Annotated in this window: 18 protein-coding genes and 1 pseudogene; 13 read left to right on the top strand and 6 right to left on the bottom strand. The window is 63.3% G+C overall.

What is annotated here, in order from left to right; genetic code table 11:
• Window positions 1-24 precede the first annotated feature (24 nt).
• From ACWPWO_RS17990 to ACWPWO_RS17980, 3 genes are all read left to right on the top strand, one after another.
• Entirely contained in the window at window positions 25-990 is a 966-nt protein-coding gene (locus ACWPWO_RS17990; RefSeq protein ID WP_454007750.1) for a LysR substrate-binding domain-containing protein, read from the top strand.
• Between the two features lie 239 nt (window positions 991-1,229).
• A complete protein-coding gene (locus ACWPWO_RS17985) occupies window positions 1,230-1,766 on the top strand; it encodes a Dps family protein (RefSeq protein ID WP_454007820.1) in 537 nt (178 codons plus the stop codon).
• Window positions 1,767-1,890: 124 nt separating this feature from the next.
• On the top strand, window positions 1,891-3,015 hold the full coding sequence (locus ACWPWO_RS17980) for a branched-chain amino acid ABC transporter substrate-binding protein (protein WP_454007749.1): 1,125 nt from the start codon (window positions 1,891-1,893) through the stop codon (window positions 3,013-3,015).
• A gap of 79 nt (window positions 3,016-3,094) precedes the next feature.
• On the opposite strand, the gene ACWPWO_RS17975 is transcribed toward ACWPWO_RS17980, so the two are convergent.
• The 4 genes from ACWPWO_RS17975 to ugpB all read right to left on the bottom strand — a co-directional run bounded on the left by ACWPWO_RS17975 (window position 3,095) and on the right by ugpB (window position 7,444).
• The gene (locus ACWPWO_RS17975) at window positions 3,095-4,180 is read right to left on the bottom strand and encodes a sn-glycerol-3-phosphate import ATP-binding protein UgpC (protein ID WP_454007748.1); all 1,086 of its coding nucleotides are present in this window, start codon (window positions 4,178-4,180) and stop codon (window positions 3,095-3,097) included.
• A gap of 20 nt (window positions 4,181-4,200) precedes the next feature.
• Window positions 4,201-5,043 carry a sn-glycerol-3-phosphate ABC transporter permease UgpE gene (gene ugpE / locus ACWPWO_RS17970; protein ID WP_454007747.1) on the bottom strand — a complete coding sequence of 281 codons (843 nt, stop codon included), beginning with the start codon at window positions 5,041-5,043 and terminating at the stop codon, window positions 4,201-4,203.
• A 21-nt stretch (window positions 5,044-5,064) separates the two neighbouring features.
• Window positions 5,065-5,949: a sn-glycerol-3-phosphate ABC transporter permease UgpA gene (ugpA, locus tag ACWPWO_RS17965; protein ID WP_454007746.1), complete on the bottom strand. Its 885-nt coding sequence runs from the start codon at window positions 5,947-5,949 to the stop codon at window positions 5,065-5,067.
• Between the two features lie 187 nt (window positions 5,950-6,136).
• On the bottom strand, window positions 6,137-7,444 hold the full coding sequence (ugpB, locus tag ACWPWO_RS17960) for a sn-glycerol-3-phosphate ABC transporter substrate-binding protein UgpB (RefSeq protein WP_454007745.1): 1,308 nt from the start codon (window positions 7,442-7,444) through the stop codon (window positions 6,137-6,139).
• Between the two features lie 174 nt (window positions 7,445-7,618).
• Here ugpB and proC point away from each other — a divergent pair.
• The 8 genes and pseudogenes from proC (at window position 7,619) to ACWPWO_RS17920 (ending at window position 14,661) form a co-directional block, all read left to right on the top strand.
• Window positions 7,619-8,457 (top strand): annotated as a pseudogene (proC, locus tag ACWPWO_RS17955) (pyrroline-5-carboxylate reductase).
• A 417-nt stretch (window positions 8,458-8,874) separates the two neighbouring features.
• Window positions 8,875-9,996 carry a high-affinity branched-chain amino acid ABC transporter substrate-binding protein gene (locus tag ACWPWO_RS17950; protein WP_454007744.1) on the top strand — a complete coding sequence of 374 codons (1,122 nt, stop codon included), beginning with the start codon at window positions 8,875-8,877 and terminating at the stop codon, window positions 9,994-9,996.
• Between the two features lie 106 nt (window positions 9,997-10,102).
• On the top strand, window positions 10,103-11,032 hold the full coding sequence (livH, locus tag ACWPWO_RS17945) for a high-affinity branched-chain amino acid ABC transporter permease LivH (RefSeq protein WP_394059783.1): 930 nt from the start codon (window positions 10,103-10,105) through the stop codon (window positions 11,030-11,032).
• Window positions 11,032-12,255, top strand: coding sequence for a high-affinity branched-chain amino acid ABC transporter permease LivM (livM, locus tag ACWPWO_RS17940; RefSeq protein ID WP_454007743.1), 1,224 nt, complete (start codon window positions 11,032-11,034; stop codon window positions 12,253-12,255). The genes livH and livM overlap by 1 nt, the downstream gene beginning before the upstream one ends.
• A complete protein-coding gene (livG, locus tag ACWPWO_RS17935; RefSeq protein ID WP_454007742.1) occupies window positions 12,252-13,016 on the top strand; it encodes a high-affinity branched-chain amino acid ABC transporter ATP-binding protein LivG in 765 nt (254 codons plus the stop codon). Before livM ends, livG begins: the two co-directional genes overlap by 4 nt.
• A complete protein-coding gene (locus ACWPWO_RS17930) occupies window positions 13,017-13,718 on the top strand; it encodes an ABC transporter ATP-binding protein (protein WP_394059786.1) in 702 nt (233 codons plus the stop codon). It abuts the gene before it with no gap.
• A gap of 299 nt (window positions 13,719-14,017) precedes the next feature.
• A complete protein-coding gene (locus ACWPWO_RS17925; protein WP_454007741.1) occupies window positions 14,018-14,347 on the top strand; it encodes a type II toxin-antitoxin system RelE/ParE family toxin in 330 nt (109 codons plus the stop codon).
• On the top strand, window positions 14,344-14,661 hold the full coding sequence (locus ACWPWO_RS17920) for a helix-turn-helix domain-containing transcriptional regulator (RefSeq protein WP_454007740.1): 318 nt from the start codon (window positions 14,344-14,346) through the stop codon (window positions 14,659-14,661). The genes ACWPWO_RS17925 and ACWPWO_RS17920 overlap by 4 nt, the downstream gene beginning before the upstream one ends.
• A 42-nt stretch (window positions 14,662-14,703) precedes the next feature.
• Here the strand turns inward: ACWPWO_RS17920 and ACWPWO_RS17915 are convergent, their stop codons facing one another.
• Both ACWPWO_RS17915 and ACWPWO_RS17910 read right to left on the bottom strand, forming a co-directional pair.
• Window positions 14,704-15,318 carry a glutathione S-transferase family protein gene (locus tag ACWPWO_RS17915; protein WP_454007739.1) on the bottom strand — a complete coding sequence of 205 codons (615 nt, stop codon included), beginning with the start codon at window positions 15,316-15,318 and terminating at the stop codon, window positions 14,704-14,706.
• Window positions 15,319-15,386: 68 nt separating this feature from the next.
• Complete coding sequence (locus tag ACWPWO_RS17910) at window positions 15,387-17,327, bottom strand: prolyl oligopeptidase family serine peptidase (RefSeq protein WP_454007738.1); 1,941 nt, start codon at window positions 17,325-17,327, stop codon at window positions 15,387-15,389.
• A gap of 160 nt (window positions 17,328-17,487) precedes the next feature.
• Here ACWPWO_RS17910 and ACWPWO_RS17905 point away from each other — a divergent pair, with 160 nt between their 5' ends.
• Together ACWPWO_RS17905 and ACWPWO_RS17900 are read left to right on the top strand one after the other, a co-directional pair.
• Complete coding sequence (locus ACWPWO_RS17905) at window positions 17,488-18,459, top strand: D-2-hydroxyacid dehydrogenase (protein ID WP_454007737.1); 972 nt, start codon at window positions 17,488-17,490, stop codon at window positions 18,457-18,459.
• A 2-nt stretch (window positions 18,460-18,461) separates the two neighbouring features.
• Entirely contained in the window at window positions 18,462-19,250 is a 789-nt protein-coding gene (locus tag ACWPWO_RS17900) for an SDR family oxidoreductase (RefSeq protein WP_454007736.1), read from the top strand.
• The last annotated feature ends 12 nt before the right edge of the window (window positions 19,251-19,262 follow it).

The raw sequence follows: 19,262 nt of genomic DNA, 5'->3' as shown, positions 1-19,262 counted from the left end.
TTCGGTTTTGCACAAGGAATTGCCATGACATTGACCGAGCTGAAGTACATCGTCGCCGTGGCGCGCGAGCGCCACTTCGGGCGCGCCGCCGAGGCCTGCTTCGTCAGCCAGCCGACCTTGTCGGTGGCCATCAAGAAGCTGGAGGATGAGCTGGGCGTGGTCATCTTCGAGCGCGGCGGCACCGAGGTGGGCATCACGCCCATCGGACTGCGCATCGTGGCGCAGGCGCAGAAGGTGCTGGAAGAGGGCGCCAACCTGCGCGAGATCGCCCGCCAGGGCCACGATCCGCTGGCCGGCCCCTTGCGCGTGGGCATCATCTACACCGTCGCCCCGTACCTGCTGCCGCGGCTGGTGCCCAAGCAGATCGAACTGACGCCCCAGATGCCCTTGCTGCTGCAGGAGAACTTAACCGTGCGGCTGCTGGAGCTGCTGCGCCAGGGCGAGATCGACTGCGCCATCGTGGCCTTGCCGCTGCCCGAGACCGGGCTGATGATACGCGAGCTGTACGACGAGCCTTTCGTGGTGGCCGTGCCGCACGATCACCCCTGGGCCAAGCGCAAGGAGGTGGACCCGGAAGAGCTCAAGGAGCAGACCATGCTGCTGTTGGGCGCGGGCCATTGCTTTCGCGACCAGGTCCTGGGCGTATGTCCCGAGCTCTCGCGCTTTTCGGCCTCCAGCGAAGGCATACAGCGCACCTTCGAAGGCTCCTCGCTGGAAACCATACGCCACATGGTGGCCACCGGCATAGGCGTCACCGTGCTTCCGGCCAGCTCCCTGTCCTCTCCAGGGCAGGCCAACGATCTGCTGGCCTACGTGCCGTTCAAGAACCCCGTGCCCGACCGGCGCATCGCCCTGATCTGGCGTAAGAGTTTTCCCCGCACCTCCGCCATCGACGCATTGACCCGTGGCATCATGGAAAGCGGGCTGGCTGGGGTGAACTACCTGAAAGTCGAATACAGCGGCAGTTTCCCTTATCCAGAATTAACCTGAGCAGCGCGCCCTGTGCGTGTTATTCTGCCCCAGGTATTATTTAGCCCTCTGTTCAACAGGAGTCCATTATGGCAAAAGCCGTGAAAACAGTGAGTAAATCCGTCAAGGCTACCAAGGCGACCCAGGCCAAGCCCGCCGATACCAGCGCAGCAGCGTCCGCCGCCGCTGACGACAAGGCCGCCGTCGCCGTCAAGGCCCCGGCCAAGGCGCCCGCCAAGAAAGCCCCTGCCAAGAAGGCCGTGAAAGCCGCCAGCGCCCCTGCCAAGGCCGCCGCCAAACCGGCCAAGCCCGCCGCCTCCAGCAGCGTCCTGAACATCGACATCGGCATCTCGTCCAACGATCGCGCCGCCGTCGCCCAGGAGCTGTCCAAGGTGCTGGCCGACTCGTACACGGTCTACCTGATGACGCACAATTTCCACTGGAACGTCACCGGCCCCATGTTCAAGACGCTGCATGAACTGTTCATGACGCAGTACACCGAACTGTGGCAGGCGCTGGACGACATCGCCGAACGCATCCGCGCCCTGGGCCACTACGCCCCCGGCACGTACGCCGAGTTCGAGAAGCTGTCCTCCATTTCCCAGCCCAAGTCCGTGCCCGACGCCACCACCATGATCGAACTGCTGGTCAAGGGCAACGAAGCGCTGGCCCGTACCGCGCGCACGGCTTTCGATCGCGCCGACGCGGCCGACGACCAGCCCACCGCCGACCTGCTGACCCAGCGTCTGGACGTGCACGAGAAGAACGCCTGGATGCTGCGCAGCCTGCTGCAGTGATTCCGGCTTCAGGGTGCAATGGTTTTCAAACACCCTATAGAAAACCCTGATTTGCCGGATGCAGGAGGGCATGCGCCGCCGTTCTCGGTGTATGCTCTCTTGCACAATCACGGAGGTGTTTTCTATGAAAATTCGTTTTACTCCTGTTGCAGCGGCCATGAGCCTGGCAACGGGTCTGCTCTTGTCCGGCGCTGCCCATGCCGATACCATCCGCATCGCCATTGCCGGCCCCTTCACCGGCGCGGTCACGCAATACGGCGAAATGGTCAAGCAGGGCGTGGATACCGCCATCGAGCAGATCAACGCAGCCGGCGGCGTGCTGGGCAAACAGCTCCAGGCCGTCACGGTGGACGATGCCTGCGAACCCAAGCAAGGCCCGGTCGTGGCCAACCGCATCGTCAATGACAAGATTCACTACGTCGTGGGCCACGTGTGCTCCGGCGCCACCATCGCCGCCACCGATATCTACAACAACGAAGGCGTGCTGATGGTCACCCCCTCGGCCACCGCGCCCGCGGTCACCGACGGCAAGAACTACGAGATGATCCTGCGCACCATCGGCCGCGACGACCAGCAAGGCCCGGCCGCCGCCAAGTTCATCCTGGAGCATATCAAGCCCAAGAACGTCGCCGTCCTGCACGACAAGCAATCCTATGGCCAGGGCATCGCCTCTGCGGTGCGCTCCGAGCTGCAGAAGGCCGGCACCACCGTTTCCATCTTCGAGGGCATCAACGCGGGCGACAGCGATTACTCCGCCGTCATCACCAAGCTGAAATCCTCCGGCGCCGACTTCGTCTATTTCGGCGGCTACCACCCCGAGATGGGCCTGCTGCTGCGCCAGGCCGCCGAACAAGGCGTGAACGCCAAGTTCATGGGTCCTGAAGGCGTCGGCAACCCCGACATCAACGCCATCGCCGGCAAGGCCGTGGAAGGCATGCTGCTGACGCTGCCCGCCGACTTCACCCAGGATCCGGACAACAAGGCCATCGTCCAGGCCTTCAAGGACAAGAAGCGCGATGCAAGCGGCGCCTTCCAGCTGACGGCCTATGCCGCCACCCAGGCGATTGCCGAAGGCATCAAGGGCGCCGGCGTGGACGATCCCGTCAAGGTCGCCGACTACCTGCACGCCAACACCGTGAAGACGCCCATCGGCGACATCAGCTGGAACAAGCAGGGCGACCTGAACAACTTCAAGTTCGATGTGTTCACCTGGCATGCGGACGGCAGCAAGACGGTCTACGGCAAGTAAGCCGCTCGGTCGGACGCTGTCCGCCACATAAAAAAACCGGCCTTGAGGCCGGTTTTTTTATCCGTGCATGATCGGGAGATCAGGCCTCGATGCGCCGGCCCGTTTCGCGATCGAACCAGTGCAGCGGATGAGGCGGCATATGGCCGACCTGGATGGTCTCGCCCAACTGGATGGGGTAGTCGCGAGTCTGTTCCACCGGGCAGCGCACCACCAGGCGGTAGTCCCCGTGCGCCAGGTGCAGCAACTGCTCCGAACCCAGGATCTCCACCATTTCCACCTGCGTGGTCAGGCCTGGGGCATGCAGGCGTATGTGTTCGGGCCGTATGCCCAAGTAGGCCTTGTGGCCGTATAAGCCCGCCGGAACCAGTTCCGGGCCGAACTGCAGCGGCTGGCCATTGTCGTCGCTGATCAGTCCTTTTTCGGATACCTGGACGGGCAGCAGATTCATGGGCGGGGAGCCGATGAAGCTGGCCACGAACACGGACGCTGGCTTGTCGAAGACTTCGGCCGGCGTGCCGATCTGCTCGGGCACGCCGTGGTTCATGACGACCATGCGATGGGCCAGGGTCATGGCCTCCACCTGGTCATGCGTGACATACAGGCTGGTGGTGCGCAGACGCTGGTGCAGCTTCTGGATCTCCAGGCGCATCTGCACGCGCAGCTTGGCGTCCAGGTTGGACAGGGGTTCGTCGAACAGGAACACCTTGGGTTCGCGCACGATGGCGCGCCCCATGGCCACGCGCTGGCGCTGGCCGCCTGACAGTTGCGCAGGACGGCGCTCCAGCAGCGGCCCCAGTTCCAGGATGGCGGCGGCGGCGTCCACGCGCTGCTTGATATCAGCCTTGGAGAACTTGCGGATCTTCAGGCCATAGGCCATGTTGTCGAAGACCGACATATGGGGATAGAGCGCATAGTTCTGGAACACCATGGCGATGTCGCGCTCGGCCGGTTCCAGTTCGTTCACGACCTTGCCGTCGATGCGGATCTCGCCGCTGGTGACGGACTCCAGGCCCGCGACCATGCGCATCAGGGTGGATTTGCCGCAGCCCGAGGGGCCGACGATGACGACGAATTCGCCGTCCTGGATGTCCATGTCTATGCCGTGAATGACGGCGACGCCATTGGGATAGGTTTTCTTGACGCCTTGAAAACTTAAGGTAGCCATTCAGTTGAGCCTGTTGGGGGTTACTTTTCGGAGTCGATCAGACCTTTGACGAACCATTTCTGCATCAGCATCACGACAAAGGCCGGCGGCAGCATGGCCAGCAGGGCGGTGGCCATGACCACGTTCCACTGGGTGACGCTGTCCCCGCCGGAAATCATGCGCTTGATGCCCACCACGATGGGATACATGTCTTCGTGCGTGGTGATGATCAGCGGCCAGAGGTACTGGTTCCAGCCATAGATGAACTGGATCACGAACAGGGCGGCGATGCTGGTCTTGGACAGGGGCAGCAGCACATCCTTGAAAAAGCGCATGGGGCCGGCGCCGTCGATGCGGGCGGCCTCGACCAGTTCGTCCGGCACGGTCAGGAAGAACTGGCGGAACAGGAAGGTGGCCGTGGCGGAGGCGATCAGCGGCAGGATCAGCCCGCCGTAGCTGTTGAGCAGGTTCAAGTCGGCCACCACCTTGTAGGTGGGCATGATGCGCACTTCCACCGGCAGCATCAGGGTGATGAAGATCATCCAGAAGAACAGCATGCGGAATGGAAAGCGGAAATACACCACGGCGAAGGCCGAGAGCATGGAGATCGCGATCTTGCCCAGGGCGATGCCCAAGGCCATCACGGTGCTGACGATGAGCATGCGGCCCACGGCCGGCGTGTTGGTGGCCGCGCCGGTCAAGGCGACGGTGTAGTTCTCGATGAAATGCGAGCCCGGCAGCAACGACATGGGCGCGCGCGCCACTTCGGCGGCGGTCTGGGTGGAAGCGACGAAGGTGACGTACAAGGGCAGGGCGATGATCACCACGCCCAGAATCAGGATCAGGTGCGTGATGAAATCGAGGACGGGACGGCGTTCAATCATGACAATCTTCCTTGGCGCTCGTCAGGAGTAGTTGACCTTGCGGTCGATGTAGCGGAACTGGATGATGGTCAAGGCGATGACCACCGCCATGAGCACCACGGACTGGGCCGCCGAGGAACCGATGTCCAGGGCGCGGAAACCCGTGTTGTACACGCGATAGACCAGGATGGAGGTTGATTCGCCCGGCCCGCCCTGGCTGACCACGTCGATGATGGCAAAGGTGTCGAAGAAGGCGTAGATGACATTGACCACCAGCAGGAAGAAGGTGGTGGGCGAGAGCAGGGGAAAGACGATGCTCCAGAAGCGCCGCGCCGGGCTTGCGCCGTCAATGGCCGCGGCCTCGATCAGGGAGCGCGGAATGGCCTGCAGGCCGGCCAGGAAGAACAGGAAGTTGTAGGATATCTGCTTCCAGACCGAGGCCAGCACCACCAGCATCATGGCGTCGTCGCTGTTCAGACGCGGGTTCCACTTCAGGCCCATCTCCACCAGGAACACGGCCACGATCCCCACCGAGGGCGAGAACAGGAACAGCCACAGCACCCCGGCAACGGCCGTGGCGACGGCGTAGGGCCAGATCAGCAAGGTGCGGTAGGCCAGCGCGCCGCGCACCCCGCGGTTGGCCATGACGGCCGGCAGCAGGGAAACCGCGAGACCCACCGCGGCCACCGCGATCGAGAAGACCGCCGTGGTCTCGAAGGAGGCAATGTACTCGGCGTTGCTGAACAGCTCGCGGAAATTGTCCAGGCCCACGAACTGGGAGGACAGGCCGAAGGGATCTTCCAGATGGAAAGCCTGCCAGAGCGCCTGGCCGGCGGGCAGAAAAAAGAAGATCACGGTGATGGCCAGTTGCGGGGCCAGCAGCAGGTAAGGAAGTGTCTTGTGGCGAAATACGACACGTTTTTCCATGAGATATCAACGCGAGGGGTGGGGCCGCCGCTCGGATCGCGAGCCGGGGCATGACAGGAAACAGAAGAGCGTATGAATCTGCCATGTTTCACGGCGTGCGCTCCCCATGTTCATGACGGAGGCAGGCGAGACCATGATCCCAGAATCATACGCCCGATTGTAAACCACCCGCCGAAGCGGGCAGGGCTTACTTCACGCTCTTCTCGAAGCGCTCCAGCAACTCGTTGCCGCGGCTCTGCATGGCTTTCAGGCCTTCTTCCGGCGTCACCTTGCCGGCGAAGATCTGTTCCATCAGACCGTCCTCGATGTCGCGGATCTGGGGCAGGGAGACCAGACGGATGCCGCGCGAGTTGTCGGTGGTCGCAGCGTCGAGCTGCTTGACGGCCACGTCGGCGCCCACGTTCTTGTCGTAGTAGCCCGACTCCTTGGTCTTTTCATAGCCGGCGGAGGTCACGGGCACATAGCCGGTGTCCTGGTGCCAGGCCGCCGCCTGCTCGGGGCTGGAGATGAACTTGAAGAACTCGGTCACGCCCTTGTAGGTCTCGTCGGACTTCTTGGCGAAGACCCACAGCGAGGCGCCGCCGATGATGGAATTCTGCGGCGCGCCCTGCACGTCGCTGTAGTAGGGCAGGCTGCTGGTGCCGAACTGGAACTCGCCGGTCTTGATGATGTTGGCGCGATTGCCGCTGGAGCCGGTGAACATGCCGCACTTGCCCGACGTGAACAAGGCGTTGGCCGTGTCGCCGCGTCCGCCATAGGTGCAGGTGCCTTCCTTGGCCATGTCGGCCAGGAAGCTCATGTGCTTGACGAACAGGGGGCTGTCCAGCTTCAGGCGTGCGCTGGGGCCGCCGAAGCCGTTGTTCTCGCTGGCGAAAGGACTGTTGTGCCAGGCGTCGAAGTTCTCCAGCAGGATCCAGGACGGCCCGGACGCGGTATAGCCGCATTCCTGGCCGGCATCGCGCAGCTTCTTGGCGGCGGCCTGCAGTTCCTGCCAGGTCTTGGGCGGATTCTCGGGATCGAGGCCGGCCTTCTTGAAGGCGTCCTTGTTGTAGTACAGCACCGGCGTGGAGCTGTTGAAGGGCATGGAGACCAGCTTGCCTTCATTGGAAGAATAGTAGCCGGCCACAGCGCCCAGGAAATCCTTGGGGTTGATGGGGTTGCCGGCTTTCTCGGACATTTCCTGCACGGGCTGGATGGCGCCCTTGGCAGCCATCATGGTGGCGGTGCCCACTTCGAAAACCTGCAGGATGTCGGGCGCGTTGCCGGCGCGGAAGGCCGCGATGCCGGCGTTCATGGATTCGCCATAAGGGCCCTTGTACGAGGCCTTGACCTGGTAGTCGGACTGAGACTTGTTGAAATCGTTGACCAGCTTGTCCACGCGATCGCCCAGGGCTCCTTCCATCGAGTGCCAGAACTGGATCTCCGTGGCGGCATGGGCCGTGCCAATGGAAGCAATCAGTCCGGCCAGGGACAGAGCAAATAGTTTCGTTCGCATCGAACTTTCTCCTGTATAAAAGGTACCGCTAGGATGTAGCAGTCATCGGGTGCCAAGTTTATGACTTGTATATGACGATCGCGTGAATGTACCCACTGGGGCCCGGGGGTCAATGACGACTTACCCTCAAGAGCCTGGCTGCCGGTCCCGGCGGACCCGTATAATGGAGAGATGATGAATCCACATGACACCCCCTTCAAGCTGGCTTTTATCGGCGCCGGCAACATGGCCAGCGCACTGGCGGCCGGCCTGATCGGCAAGCGCTGCGGCGGCCCGGACGTGCTGGCCCTGGACATCAACCCGCAGGCCCTGGAATCCTGGGCCCAGCAAGGCGTCCAGACGGCGACCCAGCCGGGCCCCGCCCTGTCCGGCCAGCGCATCTGGGTCTTCGCAGTCAAGCCCCAGGTCATGAAGGAAACCGTGCTGGCCTGCAAGCCGTACCTGCAGCCGGACACCCTGGTCATCAGCGTGGCCGCCGGCATTCCCGCCACCGCCATCGCTCAATGGCTGGGCGAGCCGGACGCGCCGTTCACCCGCGTCATCCGCTGCATGCCCAATACGCCGGCCTTCATCGGCTGCGGCATTACCGGCCTGATGGCCATGGAGCAGGTGGACGAGGCCGACAAGGCCATCGCCAGGCAGTTGCTGGGCTCGGTGGGCGAAGTGGTCTGGGTGCAGGACGATGCGGCCATCGACGCGGTCACCGCGCTGTCGGGCAGCGGTCCGGCCTATGTCTTTCTTTTCCTGGAAGCCCTGATCCAGGGCGGGGTGGAGCAGGGCCTGACTCCTGATCAGGCCCGCCAGCTTGCCTTGGCCCCCTCACTGGCGCCCCGCAGTTGGCCCCGTGGGCGCCGGAGCCGCCCGCCGTGCTGCGCGAACGCGTCACCTCCAAAGGCGGCACCACCGCCGCCGCCCTGAGCGTGCTTGGCCAGGGCGATTTTCCCGCTTTGGTGCAGCGCGCCGTGCGCGCCGCTCGAGAGCGCGCCGCCGAGCTGGCTCGCGAATTTTCCTGACCCTGCACGCTCGCCATTCGGCGGCGGCAATCGCATAAAACCCGGCTCACAGCCGGGTTTTTCATTGAACGTTTTGAAATATTGCATTTTTTATTGGCAAATAATTTCATCAAGAAACTCCAGTTACCAAATCATCACATTCAGATATATTCAAATACGCAGCCACTGAGCACGGCAATCGACCTTTCATAGCAGCGGTCCGGATTCAAACGCACCCGGCATCCGGCCATTGTGCCTTCGCCGCATGCCCGGACAGCTTCTGGCCCGCAGTAGGGCTTATCCGAAGTGACAGTGTTTGTAGCACTCCGCGACAATGAGTTCGCCTGACGCAGGGGCAACGGAAGCCAGCCCGCGCGCCAGAACGATAATTTTTCCAAGCCACTGCCGGTTACACGCCGGTTTCGGGAGATAGCAGGTATGAAACGGACTCTACGCTTTACCCCTGGCATTGCAGCCCTGGCCGCCATCCTCGCCATGGGCACCGCCTCTGCTGCGGACACCATCAAAATCGGTATTCCGCAACCCATGACCGGCCCGTCCACCCAGTACGGCGATCAGATCCAGGCAGGCGCACTGACCGCAATCGACGCCATCAACGCGGCAGGCGGAGTGAAAGGCAAAAAGCTGGAGCCTTTGCTGATCGATGATGCCTGCGAGCCCAAGCAGGCGGTGCCGGCGGCCAACCGCGTGGTCAATTCGGGCGCGAAGTTCGCCGTGGCGCACGCCTGCTCGGGCCCCACGGTGCCCGCGGTCACCGTGTATGAACAGGAAGGCATCGTCGCCATCACCCCCGGCGCCACGTCCCCCTTGGTCACCGACACCATCAAGCCGCATTACTTCTTCCGCACCATAGGCCGGGATGACCAGCAAGGCCCCTTCGCCGCCGATTACATTGCCGACGTGCTCAAGCCCAAGACCATCGCCGTGCTGCACGACAAGCAGACCTACGGCTCGGGCGTGGCCAGCCAGGTGCGCGACGCCCTGACCAAGAAGGGCATGAACATCGTGATGTTCGAAGGCATCAACGTGGGCGACAGTGACTATTCGGCCGTGATCACCAAGCTCAAGGGCGCCAATCCCGACCTGATCTATTTCGGCGGCTACCATGCCGAACTGGGCCTGTTGCTGCGCCAGGCGCGCGAGCAGGGCTTGAAGAACCAGTTCATGGGTCCTGAAGGCGTGGCCAACCGCGACCTGGTGGCCATCGCGGGCCCCGCGGTGGAAGGCCTGCTGGTGACCCTGCCCACGGACTTCACCAAAATGCCGGGCAATGAAAAAGTGATGGAGAACTTCACCACCTACAAGCGCAACCCGAACGGCGCCTTCACCTTCCCGGCCTATGCCGCGGTGCAGATCATCGCCGACACCATCAACGCCGTGGGCGAGGATTCCGCCAAAGCGGCCGACTACATGCATGCCAATTCGTTCGATACCGCCATCGGCAAGGTAGAATACGACGCCAAGGGCGACCTGAAGCATTTTGAATTCGCCGTTTTCAAGTGGGACAAGGACGGCAACTTCAGTCTGGTGAACAGGTAAATCCGGTTTGCGATGCCCCCGCTCGACACCAAGAACGGGGGCATTGCCATTGGGCGCCCACAAAGCCTTAAAACAAGAATGACGGACTCAACGGAAGCAAAAAAGCATGTCTGATTTACTCCCTCAGATCGTGCAGCAGCTGTTCAACGGATTATCGTTGGGCGCTATCTACGCACTGATCGCCATCGGCTACACAATGGTCTATGGCATTATCGGAATGATCAACTTCGCGCACGGCGAGATCTACATGATCGGCGCCTACGTGGGGTTGGTGACCTTGACCGCCATCGGCGTGGGCTCGGGCCTGCCGATCTGGCTCATTATCCTCATCATGCTGCTGGTCGCCGTGCTGGTGACCGCCGTCTACGGCTACGCCATCGAGAAGGTCGCGTATGCGCCGCTGCGCGGCAGCCCGCGCCTGGTGCCGCTGATCTCCGCCATCGGCATGTCCATCTTCCTGCAGAACTGGGTGGCCCTGGGCCAGGGCGCGCGCGACATGGCCGTGCCCACGCTGCTCTCGGGCTCGTTCCAGTTCGCCCTGGGACAGGACGGCTTCGTGGTGACCGCCCCGTACTCGCGCGTCATGATCATCGTGGTCACGGTGGTGCTGATGGTCATGCTCAGCTTCTACATCAAGTATTCGCGCCTGGGCCGCGCCTCGCGCGCCTGCTCGCAGGACCTGCGCATGGCCAACCTGCTGGGCATAGACACCAACAAGATCATCTCCTTCACCTTCGTCATCGGCGCCATGCTGGCCGCCGTAGGTGGAGTGCTGATCGCCACCGCGATCGGCAAGCTCAACCCCTTCATCGGCTTCATCGCCGGCATCAAGGCCTTCACCGCCGCCGTGCTGGGCGGCATCGGCAGCATCCCCGGCGCCATGCTGGGCGGCGTGCTGCTGGGCCTGGCCGAGACCTTCGCCGCCGCCTTCATTTCTTCGCAGTACAAGGACATCGTCGCCTTCCTGCTGCTGGTCTTCATCCTGCTGTTCCGTCCAACGGGCCTGCTGGGCAAACCCGAGGTGGAGAAAGTCTGATGGCCAATCGTTTCAGCAACGCATTCATCGCCGCCATCCTGGCGGGCATCATCGTGGCGCCGGTCTTCGGCCTGCAGATCGTGCGCGCCGGCATGAATACCCATATAGAAACCGACTGGAACATGATCCTGCTCGGCATGGGCATCGTCTTCGTGGCGCAGCTCATACGGCCCAGCCTGAAGATCGGCAAGAGTCGCCAGAGCCGCTGGACCCTGCCGCAACTGAACATGCAGACCAAGCGGGTCCTGCTGTACCTGGTGGTGGCGGCCGCCGTGGTCTGGCCTTTCTTCAGCGGCCGCGCGCAGGTGGACATCGCCACGCTGGTGCTCATCTACGTCATGCTGGGCCTGGGCCTGAACATCGTGGTGGGCTTTGCGGGCCTGCTGGACCTGGGCTTTGTCGGCTTCTACGCCGTGGGCGCCTACACCTACGCCTTGCTGTACCACTACGCGGGCTGGGGTTTCTGGGAAGCGCTGCCGCTGGCCGGCGGCATGGCGGCCCTGTTCGGCTTCCTGCTGGGCTTTCCGGTGCTGCGCCTGCGCGGCGACTACCTGGCCATCGTCACCCTGGGCTTCGGGGAGATCATCCGCCTGCTGCTGATCAACCTGTACAACGTCACCGGCGGCCCGGACGGCATCTCCGGCATTCCCAAGCCCACCGTGTTCGGCTTTCCCATGATGCGCCGCGCTCCCGAAGGGCAGACGACCTTCCATGACCTGATGGGCTGGTCCTTCAGCAACCAGGACGTGGTCGTGTACCTGTACCTGATGGCCCTGGCCCTGGCGCTCATCACCCTGTTCGTGTCCAGCCGCGTGGTGCGCATGCCCATAGGCCGGGCGTGGGAGGCGCTGCGCGAGGACGAGATCGCCTGCCGCTCGCTGGGGCTCAACCCCACCACGATCAAGCTGTCGGCCTTCACCATGGGCGCCATGTTCGCCGGTTTCGGCGGCGCTTTCTTCGCCGCCCGCCAGGGCCTGGTCAACCCCGAATCCTTCACCTTCATCGAATCGGCCCTGATCCTGGCCATCGTGGTGCTGGGCGGCATGGGTTCGCAGGTGGGCGTCATCCTGGCGGCCATCGTGCTGACCGTGGTGCCCGAGCTGGCACGTGAATTCGCGGAGTACCGCATGTTGATTTTCGGTGTTGTGATGGTGGTCATGATGGCCTGGCGTCCGCAGGGGCTGCTGCCCGTGAAACGGCCTCACGTGGAGTTGCACGCATGAGTTCATTGTTGAGTGTTTCGGGCCTGTGCATGCGCTTTGGCGGCCTGCTGGCCGTGGATTCGGTGGATTTCGAAGTGGGCCGGGACGAAGTCTTCGCCATCATCGGTCCCAACGGCGCAGGCAAGACCACGGTCTTTAACTGCGTGGGCGGCTTCTACAAGCCCACGTCGGGAACCGTCCTTCTGGACGGCCAGCCCATTCACGGCCTGGCCAGCCACAAGGTGGCCCAGAAGGGCCTGGTGCGCACCTTCCAGAACGTGCGCCTGTTCAAGAAACTGACGGTGCTGGAGAACCTGCTGGTGGCCCAGCACCAGCAGCTCAACGCCGGATTCCTGGCGGGCCTGCTGAACCTGGGCAAGTACAAGCGCTCGGAAAAACAGGCCAAGGAACGCGCCGCGCAGTGGCTGGATTTCATGGGCCTGACCGACATGGCCAACCGCGAGGCAGGCAACTTGGCCTACGGCCACCAGCGCCGCCTGGAAATCGCCCGCTGCATGATCACGAAGCCGCGCCTGCTGATGCTGGACGAGCCGGCCGCCGGCCTCAATCCCCAGGAAAAACGCGACCTGCAGCACCTCATCGACCAGTTGCGCCGCGAATTCGACGTGGCCGTGCTGCTGATCGAGCACGACATGAGCCTGGTGATGGGCGTGTCCGACCGCATTCTGGTCATGGAATACGGCAAACCCATCGCCACCGGCAAACCCGACGAGGTGCGCAATGATCCGCGCGTCATCAAAGCCTATCTGGGGGAAGAATAAGTGCTGAAGCTGGACTCTGTATCCACCCATTACGGCGCCATCCAGGCGCTCGACCAGGTCAGCGTGGAGGTCAACAAGGGCGAGATCGTCACCCTGATCGGAGCCAACGGCGCCGGCAAGACCACCTTGCTGATGACGGTCTGCGGCTCGCCGCGGGCCAGTTCGGGAACCATCACCTTCAACGGCGAGGACATCACCCAGGCCGACACGCACCGCATCATGCGCAAAGGCATCGCCATCTCGCCCGAAGGCCGGCGCGTGTTCTCGGACCTGACCGTGTCCGAAAACCTGAAGATGGGAGGTTTCTTCCTGAACCGCAGCCAGATCGAAGAAGGGGAGGCCCACGTCTACGAATTGTTCCCGCGCCTGAAGGAGCGCGCCGGCCAGCGCGCCGGCACCATGTCCGGCGGCGAACAGCAGATGCTGGCGATTGGCCGAGCGCTCATGACGCGGCCCTCGCTGCTGCTGCTGGACGAACCCACCCTGGGCCTGGCGCCGCTGATCATCGCCCAGATCTTCGATATCATCCGCACCATCCGCGACCAGGGCGTCACCGTCTTCCTGGTGGAGCAGAACGCCAACAAGGCGCTGCAGGTGGCGGACCGGGGCTATGTGCTGGAGACCGGCCGTGTGGTCATGCAGGACACCGGCGCCAACCTGCTGGCAAACCCGGACATACGCAAGGCCTACCTGGGCGCGTAAAGCCGCTGCTTTTCCCTGCAACCCGGCCCTGGCGCCGGGTTTTTTTTTGCCACTCTGCGGGGCAGGGGCAGGCTGATCGATAGTAGCACCCGCCTTGTGGTGCAGCTCTCATTGCCAAGCCGCCATCAAGGTGGACAAGATGCTCACGGTTCACAAGACCGTAGCGAGGCTCATACGCTATGTTCGCATTGAAGGAAAGTTGACGTGCCAGGCGGTGACTCGCAGCGTCAGCAGCCTTTTACGCCCTGACCTCGAACTCCTTGTTCTTGACATCGATTCGTTTATAAACGAATATAGCCATGTATCTCATCGAGCATTACCTGACAGCTGACGGGCAGAAAGACCTCTATGTCGACTGGCTTGGCATCCTGCGCAACATTCAAACAAAGGTAGCGATCATCCGACGCGTCGCCCGCATCGAGCAAGGCAACTTCGGTGATCACAAATTCTGTCGTGATGGCATATGGGAGTTACGCATCGATGTAGGCCCCGGGTATAGGGTCTATTACGCAATGTCTGGGAAACGACTGGTGCTGCTACTAGGCGGCGGCGACAAGCGCACGCAAGATTTCGACGTCAGCCGTGCAGTGAAATGCTGGCGGGACTGGCAACGGAGAATCAAGGAATGAAAAGCAGATCCCATGACGAGGCCATGGCCGAACTGTATCGCAACGATCCCGCACTCGCACTCGAGGTCATCAACGCTATTCTGGAAGATGGCGATCAGGCCGAGTTGCTGATAGTGCTGCGTCAGCTCGCCCAGGCGTTCGGTGGCGTGCAGGCAGTGGCCGAACAGGCGCACTTGAACCCGACGCAACTCTATCGCACGCTTTCGCCGAAGGGCAATCCCGCGCTGAGCAGCCTGACCGCTATCTTGAAGGCGATGGGCATGCGGCTGGCCGTGCAGCCGCTCGCTTCATCCTCGTCTATTCCCCTGGTTTGAAAAGGACGCCGTCGCCAAAGCCCCTTGGCGCAGTCGCGCCGATCAGTCCTTGACCAGTCCTTCGGCGCGCAGCGCGGTCTGCACGGCGCGGTCCTGCTCCATGCGCTTGTAGAAGGCGTCCAGATTGTCCAGGCCGGACAGGTCGATCTTCATGACGTGCGCCCAGCGCAGCGTCACGTAGAGATAGGCGTCGGCCACCGAACGGGTGCCGGTCAGCCATTGCTTGCCGGCCAGTTGCTGGTTGGCGACGGTGAACAGTTTCTTCAGAACCTCGGCGGTCTTGCCGCGCACTTCGGCCTGGGTGGATTCCTGGTCGGCATAGCGTTGCACGCCGAACATGACGCCGAAGTTGCGATGGATGTCGGCATTGACGAAGGCCAGCCAGCGGCGCGTCTCGGCGCGCTCCTGTAGGGTCTTGCCCAGGAGGTTGGCCTCGGGGTTCTTTTCGGCCAGATACTCCAGAATGGCCGAGCTTTGCGTCAGCGTCAGGCCTTCGTCCTGCAGTACAGGCACGGCGCCCAGAGGATTCATCGCCAGGAACGCCGGCTGCTTGAGTTCGTCGCGGCTGACGGCATGGGTTTCATAGGGTTTGCCTATCCATTCCAGTGCAATGTGGCTGGCCAGAGGGCAGGCGCCGGGCAGGTAATACAGTTTCATGGGATTCCTCTCGAAAATAGTCCCGCACAAAAGACGGCGCGGACGAGCCCGCGCCGCTCACCACAATATTAAGGTTTCAAGTGTTGCGCCAGGAAGCGCTCCATGTGCTCGTAGAACTCGAATTTGTTCTCGTCGTTGTGAAAGCCATGGCCCTCGTTGTCCTTGACCATGTATTCCACTTCCACGCCGCGCGCCTTGAGGGCCGCCACCATCTGGTCGCTTTCGGCCTTGTTGACGCGCGGATCATGCGCGCCCTGGGCGATGAACAAAGGCGTGACGATCCTGTCGGCGTGCAGGGCGGGGGAGTTGGCTTCCAGCCTGGCCTTGTCCTTGACGGGATCGCCCACCATGGCCTGCATCTTGACCAGGAAGGGCTTCCAGTAAGGGGGAATGGTGTTCATGAAAGTCAGCAGGTTGGACACGCCCACGTAGTCCACGGCGGCGGCGTACAGGTCCGGCGTCTTGACGATGCCGGCCAGCGTGGCGTAGCCGCCGTAGCTGGCGCCATAGATGCCGATGCGCTTGGGATCGGCGATCTTCTGATCGATCAGCCATTGCACGCCGTCGGTGATGTCGTCCTGCATGGCCAGGCCCCACTGCCCGAAGCCCGCCTCCCAGAAGCGCCGCCCGTAGCCCGTGGAACTGCGGAAATTGATCTGCAGCACGGCATAGCCGCGGTTGGCCAGGAATTGCGCTTCCGGATTGAAGCCCCAGTAGTCGCGCGCCCAGGGGCCGCCATGCGGATTGACCACCACGGGCAGGTTCCGGGCCGGCCGCCCCCGCGGCAGCGTCAGGTAGCCATGGATGGTGATGCCGTCGCGCGCCGTGAACTGGATGGGCTGCATGGGCGCCATGTCGGCTTCGGGCAGGGCGGTGTTGATGTCGGCCAGCTTGTGCAAGGTGTTACTGTCGGCGTCATACAGATAGCGTGCGCCGGGCGTGCGATCGCTGTAGCTGGCGACGATGAATTTTCTTTCGTCGCGCGTGATGTCCTGCCAAGCCACCTCGTAGCCCGGCAATTGGCGAGCAATGGCCTCATGGATCTTCTCGCTGACCGGATCGAAGAAATGATGGCCCGGCTTGTCGGTGTGATAGTCGGCGGACGTGAGCACCTTGCGCAGCCGCGAGAAGCCCGCGCCCATCAGGTCGTGGCGGGGCAGCTCCAATACCAGGTCTTCCTGGTCAGGCGCGCGCGGATCGATCAGCACCAGGGCCTGGGTGTCGCGGCCACGGTTGCTCAAGGCGTAGAAGCGCTGATTGTCCGCATGGAAGAACAGTGGAGAGACTTCGGTACGGAAGTCCGTGCGGATCAGGCTGCGGAACGGTTCGGTCTCCTTGTCGCGGTAGCGCAGCTCGGAATCCACGCCCGACAATGCCGTCGCCAGGCGCACGCGGCCTTCGTGATCGGTGCTCCAGCCCAGCACATCGCCCGGGTTCTGCGCCGCCAGAGTGCTCCGGCCGGTGCGCACATTGACCTTGTAGACGTCGAATACTTCGGGATTGCGGCCGTTGTGCACGACCAGCACATGGTCCGGATCGTCGGGCAGATCGTCCTGCACGCCGGCCCGCACGCCCTCGAGCGGGGTCAGATCCGTCGCCTTGCCGGTGCTCACGTTCACGGCGATGACGTGATAGTTTTCGTCGCCGTTCACGTCCTTGGCGTAGATCACGGTATCGTCGCCTTTCCAGAAGTACTCGGCGATATCGCGCTGGCTTTCCGCCGTGATGCGGCGCGCCTGGCCGACCGGTTCGCTGCCCTTGAGCTCCTGCACGAAGATGTTCTGGCGCGCCGGATGTCCGTCGATCGGCGCCGGATCCATGAAGCCTATCATCTTGCCGTGGTCGGAGAGCCGGAACCCGCTGCGCCTGGGATTCTGGAAGAAGTCCCGGATATCGTACCGGCGTGGAGGCGCGGAAACAGCCGCAGCGCCGGCTGCCGCAGCATCGGCTGCCGTACTGTCGGGCACGACGGCATGGGCGCCGACGGAGAGCAACAAAGACAGAATCATGGGCAAGAACCTCTCAAAAACAGGTAGGTAATGGCAAGACGGCGGACAAGGCCCGGCCAATCACATTACTATATCGGATGATGGTCCCGGCCATGTAAAAAGCATGGCGCGGAAAATCGGAACCGGCGGCAATGGCCGGCGCAGCAGAACAAGGACGCTCATGACCCCACCGATTCGAATTGTATTTCTGGACCGGGACACGCTGGCCGACAGCGTCACACTCAAAGCCATACCCTTCGAACACGAACTGGATGTGTTCGCCCGCACGAGCCCGGAGCAGGTGGCCGAACGGATCGCCTCGGCGACCATCGTCATCACCAACAAGGTGGCGCTGCGGCGCGAGCATCTGGCGCAGGCCCCGCACCTCAGGCTGATCGCCATCGCCGCCACCGGCAGCGACAACATCGACCTGGCGGCGGCGCGCGAGCAGGGCATCACGGTCAGCAACATCCGCGACTATGCCGTGCGCAGCGTGCCCGAGCACGTCTTCGCCCTGATATTCGCCCTGCGCCGCAACATCACCGCCTACCGGCAATCCGTCCAGGACGGACGCTGGCAGCAGTCCGGCCAGTTCTGCTACTTCGATTATCCGATCCGTGACCTGGCGGGCTCCACCCTGGGCCTGATCGGCTCGGGCTCGCTGGGGCAGGCGGTAGCCGCCCTGGGCCGGGCGCTGGGCATGAAGGTCATCTTCGCGCAGCGGCGCGGCCAGGCGCAGGTCACAGGCGAGCCGGACCGCCTGCCTTTCGAGCAGGTGCTGGCGCAGGCGGACATCCTGTCCCTGCATTGCCCGCTGACGCCGGACACGCAGAACCTGCTGGGCCTGGAGGAATTGCGGCTGATGGCGCCGCGCCGTCCGCTGCTGATCAATACCGCCCGCGGCGGCCTGATCGACAACCAGGCCCTGGAGCAGGCCCTGCGCCAGGGCTGGCTGGGCGGGGCGGGCCTGGACGTGTGCGTGCCCGAACCGCCGCCGGCCGACCACATCCTGATGCGCCTGCTGGAATTGCCCAACTACATCCTGACCCCGCACATCGCCTGGGCCAGCGAGCAGTCCATGCAGGCCCTGGCCGATCAACTGATAGACAACATCGCCGCCTTTCACGACGGCGTTCCCCGCAACGTCCTGTAGCCATGTCCACATTGTCTTCCTACCTAGCCGACTTCTCCCTGACCGGCCGTCGCGCCCTGGTCACGGGGTCGTCGGCCGGCCTGGGGCTGGAAATCGCCCGAGCCTTCGCCGCCCACGGCGCCGACCTCATCCTGCACGGCCGCGACGGCGCCAAGCTGCAGGGCCTGGCCGATGAACTGCAAGCCGCGGGCGCCAAGGTCGACACCTGGGTGCAAGACCTTGCCGACCTGGACGGCCTGGAACCGTCCTTCGATGCGCTCTGCGCGCGCGGCGGCGCGCCCGACATCCTGGTCAACAATGTGGGCATACGCCTGCGCAGCCGGCTGCAGGACGCCGCCTGGGACGACATCGCGCATCTGCTGCAGGTGGACCTGCTGGCATCGCTGAAACTCTCCAAGCTGGCCGCTCAGGCCATGCTGCGGGCGCAGACGACTGCAGGCCGCATCATCACCCTGACTTCCATCGCCGGGCCCCTGGCGCGTCCGGGCGACGCCATCTACCCCGTGGCCAAGCAAGGACTGGCCGGCATGGTGCGCTCGCTGGCCGTGGAGTTCGGCGGGCTGGGCATCACCAGCAACGGCATCGCCCCCGGCACCTTCGCCACCGAAAGCAACGCCGCGCTGGCCGGCGATCCGGTCAAGGGCCCGCTGGTGGTGGGCCGCAATCCGCTGGGGCGCTGGGCCCGGCCGGACGAGATCCGCGCCGCCGCGGTATTCCTGGCCTCGCCGGCCGCTTCCTACGTCAACGGCCACATCGTGGTCGTGGACGGCGGTTTCTCCATCACTTTCTGATTCACGCGAAGC

The sequence above is a fragment of the Alcaligenes sp. Marseille-Q7550 genome (genome assembly GCF_965112015.1).
Note: the sequence above shows the minus strand (reverse complement) of the source record. Positions and strands in the feature narration are given on the sequence as shown.

Excerpts from the sequence above, each read along its gene's own strand:
- livM (WP_454007743.1), top strand. The coding sequence starts at position 11,032 with ATGGCCAATCGTTTCAGCAACGCATTCATCGCCGCCATCCTGGCGGGC.
- ACWPWO_RS17975 (WP_454007748.1), bottom strand. The coding sequence starts at position 4,180 with ATGGCTACCTTAAGTTTTCAAGGCGTCAAGAAAACCTATCCCAATGGC.
- ugpB (WP_454007745.1), bottom strand. The coding sequence starts at position 7,444 with ATGCGAACGAAACTATTTGCTCTGTCCCTGGCCGGACTGATTGCTTCC.
- ACWPWO_RS17980 (WP_454007749.1), top strand. The coding sequence starts at position 1,891 with ATGAAAATTCGTTTTACTCCTGTTGCAGCGGCCATGAGCCTGGCAACG.
- livH (WP_394059783.1), top strand. The coding sequence starts at position 10,103 with ATGTCTGATTTACTCCCTCAGATCGTGCAGCAGCTGTTCAACGGATTA.
- ugpE (WP_454007747.1), bottom strand. The coding sequence starts at position 5,043 with ATGATTGAACGCCGTCCCGTCCTCGATTTCATCACGCACCTGATCCTG.
- ACWPWO_RS17905 (WP_454007737.1), top strand. The coding sequence starts at position 17,488 with ATGACCCCACCGATTCGAATTGTATTTCTGGACCGGGACACGCTGGCC.
- ugpA (WP_454007746.1), bottom strand. The coding sequence starts at position 5,949 with ATGGAAAAACGTGTCGTATTTCGCCACAAGACACTTCCTTACCTGCTG.
- ACWPWO_RS17990 (WP_454007750.1), top strand. The coding sequence starts at position 25 with ATGACATTGACCGAGCTGAAGTACATCGTCGCCGTGGCGCGCGAGCGC.
- ACWPWO_RS17950 (WP_454007744.1), top strand. The coding sequence starts at position 8,875 with ATGAAACGGACTCTACGCTTTACCCCTGGCATTGCAGCCCTGGCCGCC.
- ACWPWO_RS17900 (WP_454007736.1), top strand. The coding sequence starts at position 18,462 with ATGTCCACATTGTCTTCCTACCTAGCCGACTTCTCCCTGACCGGCCGT.
- ACWPWO_RS17910 (WP_454007738.1), bottom strand. The coding sequence starts at position 17,327 with ATGATTCTGTCTTTGTTGCTCTCCGTCGGCGCCCATGCCGTCGTGCCC.
- ACWPWO_RS17915 (WP_454007739.1), bottom strand. The coding sequence starts at position 15,318 with ATGAAACTGTATTACCTGCCCGGCGCCTGCCCTCTGGCCAGCCACATT.
- ACWPWO_RS17925 (WP_454007741.1), top strand. The coding sequence starts at position 14,018 with ATGTATCTCATCGAGCATTACCTGACAGCTGACGGGCAGAAAGACCTC.
- ACWPWO_RS17920 (WP_454007740.1), top strand. The coding sequence starts at position 14,344 with ATGAAAAGCAGATCCCATGACGAGGCCATGGCCGAACTGTATCGCAAC.
- livG (WP_454007742.1), top strand. The coding sequence starts at position 12,252 with ATGAGTTCATTGTTGAGTGTTTCGGGCCTGTGCATGCGCTTTGGCGGC.